3 protein-coding genes and 2 pseudogenes are annotated in these 4,528 nt (G+C 49.2%); all 5 read left to right on the forward strand.

Annotated features, from left to right (window positions below; all coding sequences use genetic code 11):
- Positions 1–306: pseudogene (locus BZG79_RS14785) on the forward strand (MinD/ParA family protein); the annotation flags it as partial.
- Positions 299–1,024 carry an RNA polymerase sigma factor FliA gene (locus BZG79_RS14790; RefSeq protein ID WP_021023074.1) on the forward strand — a complete coding sequence of 242 codons (726 nt, stop codon included), beginning with the start codon at positions 299–301 and terminating at the stop codon, positions 1,022–1,024. The pseudogene BZG79_RS14785 and the gene BZG79_RS14790, both read left to right, overlap by 8 nt.
- Before the next feature lie 51 nt (positions 1,025–1,075).
- Entirely contained in the window at positions 1,076–1,444 is a 369-nt protein-coding gene (gene cheY / locus BZG79_RS14795) for a chemotaxis response regulator CheY (RefSeq protein WP_037353866.1), read from the forward strand.
- A gap of 31 nt (positions 1,445–1,475) precedes the next feature.
- Positions 1,476–2,411 (forward strand): protein phosphatase CheZ, encoded by a 936-nt coding sequence (locus BZG79_RS16810; protein ID WP_242414213.1) that lies wholly within the window; start codon positions 1,476–1,478, stop codon positions 2,409–2,411.
- A 9-nt stretch (positions 2,412–2,420) separates the two neighbouring features.
- Positions 2,421–4,528, forward strand: a pseudogene (locus BZG79_RS14810) (chemotaxis protein CheA); the annotation flags it as partial.

The following is a 4,528-nucleotide window of genomic DNA, read 5'->3' on the forward strand; positions in this document are numbered from 1 at the left end:
GTCAGAAGCTACCGTGAAGGGCGAGACTTGTTCACAAAATTAACGCGAGTCACTGAACGTTTTCTCAATGCTAATCTAGAATTAGTAGCATGTATTCCCGTGGACGAAAGGGTGAGGCAAGCCGTGAGAAAACAAAAAGTTGTCATTGACGCATTTCCTCGCTCCCCCGCATCATTAGCCATGAATGCGCTCGCAAATAAAGCGCTGACATGGCCGGTACCACGTAATCCGGGAGGCCATCTGGAGTTTTTCGTTGAGCGATTGCTGATCAAAAATGATGACGCAGGAGAGTTAGTTCGTGAATAAAGCGCTCACGTATAGCCGCGTAGGGGTAGATCGCCAAGCGGTACTTGAGCGTTATTCGAGTTTGGTTAAGCGCATCGCGCATCATTTGATGGGGCGCTTACCACCGAGCGTTCAAGTAGAAGATTTAATCCAAGCTGGCATGGTGGGTCTTCTTGAGGCGCAGCAAAATTATGACCCGTCAAAGGGCGCAAGTTTTGAAACTTATGCTGGTATTCGTATTCGCGGTGCTATGCTGGATGATATGCGCCGCGGTGATTGGGTTCCACGGTCTGTCCACAAGGCGAGTCGAACGATCAGTGATGGCATTGCATCGTTAGAGAAAACCTTAGGGCGAGACCCAACTGATGTGGAGGTGGCAGAAAAGCTCGATATGAGTTTGGATCAATACCATCAGGCGCTTAACGACGTAAGCTGTGGGCGTTTAATCGGTATGGATGATCTGGGTGTCTCTGAAGATGCATTCACAACGGAGAGTCACCGTAACGACAACACTCCCTTTCAGGGCGTTGCGGAAGATAGTTTCAAGGCCGCATTAGCGGGCGCGATCAAAAGTCTTCCTGAAAGAGAGGCACTGGTTCTATCTCTCTATTATGATGAGGAATTAAACCTCAAAGAGATAGGCGCTGTGATAGGGGTCAGCGAATCCCGGGTCTGTCAGATTCAAAGTCAGGCTACGCAACGTTTGAGAGCCAAGCTAACCGCTTGGCATAGTGAGTAACTGTTTCGACAATAAAACGAGACCTCACCGGAGGCAACCTTGGATAAAAACATGAAAATTCTCGTTGTTGATGATTTTTCAACAATGCGCCGTATCGTAAAGAATCTTCTTCGTGACTTGGGTTTCAACAATACCGTTGAAGCAGATGACGGCTTAACCGCGCTGCCAATCCTTAAAAAAGGCGGTATTGATTTTGTCGTGACCGATTGGAATATGCCGGGCATGCAAGGGATTGACCTGCTTAAAGAGATCCGCAAAGACGATGAACTTAAGCACCTTCCTATATTGATGATCACCGCCGAAGCGAAACGCGAGCAGATTGTAGAAGCCGCGCAAGCTGGCGTGAACGGTTATATTGTAAAACCTTTTACTGCCGCAACGTTGAAAGAGAAGCTCGATAAGATCTTCGAGCGCATGTAATCAGTCACGCGCACAGTTAAAAGGAACCGTCATGATCAACCTGGACCAAGCGAAACAATTGGTCGCGTATCTTGAGAGTGGAGAGCAAGATAACGCTAACACGCTTCTGACTGAGATAGCGAAAGAAGCACGTGACCCGCTGTTTAATGAAGTGGGTAAGTTGACCCGCCAATTACATGATTCTATTACTGACTTTCGCTTGGATCCCAGAGTGAGTGATTTGGCGAATGTCGATATACCTGATGCTCGCGATCGGCTTACGTATGTGATGCAGAAAACCGAATTAGCGGCAAACAAAACCATGGACGCGGTCGAGCGTACCATGCCGATTGCCAGTGATTTGCAAGACAATCTGCAAGCGGTACGGCCTAATTGGAACAGCTTGATGCGGGGCGACATTGCCTTGGATGAGTTTAAGCCATTGTGTCACAGCATTGAGGGTCTATTGACTCAGGTTGAGGGGGGGGCAACAGAACTGCATGCTCACCTTACTGAAATATTAATGGCACAAGATTTTCAGGACTTAACGGGGCAGGTAATTCGACGTGTTATTGAATTAGTGCAGGAANCTAATTGGAACAGCTGGATGCGGGGCGACATTGCCTTGGATGAGTTTAAGCCATTGTGTCACAGCATTGAGGGTCTATTGACTCAGGTTGAGGGGGGGGCAACAGAACTGCATGCTCACCTTACTGAAATATTAATGGCACAAGATTTTCAGGACTTAACGGGGCAGGTAATTCGACGTGTTATTGAATTAGTGCAGGAAGTGGAACAGCAACTGGTTGAAATACTGACTGCGTTTGGCATGGATAGCGCTGCAATCGAAGCAGCATCGGCAACACAAGCAGATGATACCACCAGTAAATCAGCCCCTGAGGGTCCTGTGATTCATCCCGAAGAGCGTGATGACGTGGTTCACAACCAAGATGATGTTGACGACTTATTATCGAGTTTGGGTTTTTAGAGGTGCGCTATGAGCTTTGAGATGGATGAAGAAATCCTTCAGGACTTTTTGATTGAAGCGGGRGARATCCTCGARCARATGTCTGAGCARYTGGTCGATTTGGAGCGTGCCCCTGATGAYGCAGACTTAYTRAACAGTATYTTCCGWGGSTTCCAYACSGTAAAAGGTGGGGCAGGCTTTCTTGGCCTCAATGCCTTAGTTGACACTTGCCATGGTGCCGAAAACGTTTTTGATAATTTGCGTAATCGTGGCCGTGAGTTGACGTCCGACGTGATGGACACCATTTTGCAGGCATTGGATACCGTTAATGNATCCCACACTGTTGGAAGCGCTTCACCGTTATGCCAAACCGGCAAGCGAAGACGAGGAAGTACCCGCAGAGCCAGAGCCAGAGCCGGAACCTGAGTCAGCACCGACTGCTGAACCAGAGCCGCAAAACGATGCGACACCGGCACAAGACGAAGGTGCGATAAGCGGTGATTCCGTCGATGAAATTACCGAAGATGAATTCGATAAATTGCTCGATCAGCTTCATGGCGAAGGCAAAGCACCGACATCTTCAAATGAATCATCGCCCGCTAAGCCAGAAGTGGTGGAAAGCACCGAAGCGGATAGCGGTGATATCACCGACGATGAATTCGAAAAGTTACTTGACGATCTGCATGGCTCTGGTAAAGGCCCAGCCGCACCGCAGCCAGGCGATGATGCAGCTAAAAACAGTGCTTCAGCACCGAGCCAACCCGCCTCATCGGGTGGTGATGATTTTATTGACGATGATGAATTCGAAAAGCTGCTAGATGATTTGCATGGTAGAGGTAAGGGGCCAGCGGCAGATGCTGAAAAAGCGAAAGCCGATGCAGATAAAGTCGACGCTAAGCCTGAGCCAAAACCGCAGCCTAAACCGGATCCTGCGCCGGCTAAAAAAGCGAGCAAGCCAGAACCCGCCAAAGAAGCAGCACCTAAAAGTGCGGGGGCAGGAGCAAAAGCGCCTGCCGCTGTAGAGAAAGCACCTGAGAAAAAACCGCCTGCAGCACCACAGCAAGAGCAGACCGTTCGGGTGAATACCTCCACGCTCGACGGCATTATGAATATGGTCGGCGAGCTTGTGTTAGTGCGCAATCGACTCGTCAGCCTAGGTCAAAGCAGCAATGATGAGAGCATGGCCAAAGCGGTTACCAACTTGGATGTGGTCACGGCGGATCTGCAAGGCGCGGTGATGAAAACGCGGATGCAACCGATCAAAAAGGTCTTTGGTCGTTTCCCTCGCGTTGTCCGCGATCTTTCTCGCAGCTTGAAAAAAGAAATTGTCTTGGAAATGCAGGGCGAAGAGACCGATCTCGACAAAAACCTTGTCGAAGCCTTGGCGGATCCTATGGTCCACTTGGTGCGTAACTCGGTTGACCATGGCATTGAAATGCCTGATGAGCGTGAAAAAGCAGGCAAACCACGTGTGGGTACCATTACCTTAAAAGCCTCCCAGGAAGGGGATCATATCTTGCTGACCATCGCCGATGATGGTGGCGGTATGGATGCAGAAAAGCTGAAAAGCATCGCGGTTAACCGTGGGGTGATGGATGCTGAAGCCGCCGCTCGCTTGAGCAACAGTGAGGCATATAATCTTATTTTTGCCCCAGGCTTTTCGACCAAAACAGAAGTGTCCGACATTTCCGGCCGTGGGGTTGGGATGGATGTAGTTAAAACGGGCATCACTAAGCTGAATGGCTCGATCAATATCGACTCTGAGCTGGGCCGAGGCACAGTGCTGGAAATCAAGGTACCGCTCACCCTTGCGATTCTTCCAACCCTTATGGTTGGCGTGGGAGACAACCCGTTTGCTTTCCCACTGTCCAACGTGAGTGAGATCATCAGTTTAGATATGTCCCGAACTAACACGGTTGATGGTCAGCTCACGCTTATTGTTCGAGATAAAGCGATCCCGATTTTCTTCTTGCAAGATTGGCTATGTAAACGTGCAACGGAGATTGATAAAACCAAAGGGCATGTGGTGATTGTACAAATTGCTCACCAACGTATTGCCTTTGTTGTAGATACCCTATTTGGGCAAGAGGAAGTGGTGATTAAACCGCTTGATGAATTGCTGCAAGGTACACCGGGTA

The sequence above is a fragment of the Salinivibrio sp. MA427 genome, assembly GCF_001996115.1.
In the GTDB taxonomy this organism is placed as follows: domain Bacteria; phylum Pseudomonadota; class Gammaproteobacteria; order Enterobacterales; family Vibrionaceae; genus Salinivibrio; species Salinivibrio costicola.

Bases quoted from the DNA above. Each gene is read 5' to 3' on its own strand.
- cheY (WP_037353866.1), top strand. From the start codon at position 1,076: ATGAAAATTCTCGTTGTTGATGATTTTTCAACAATGCGCCGTATCGTA.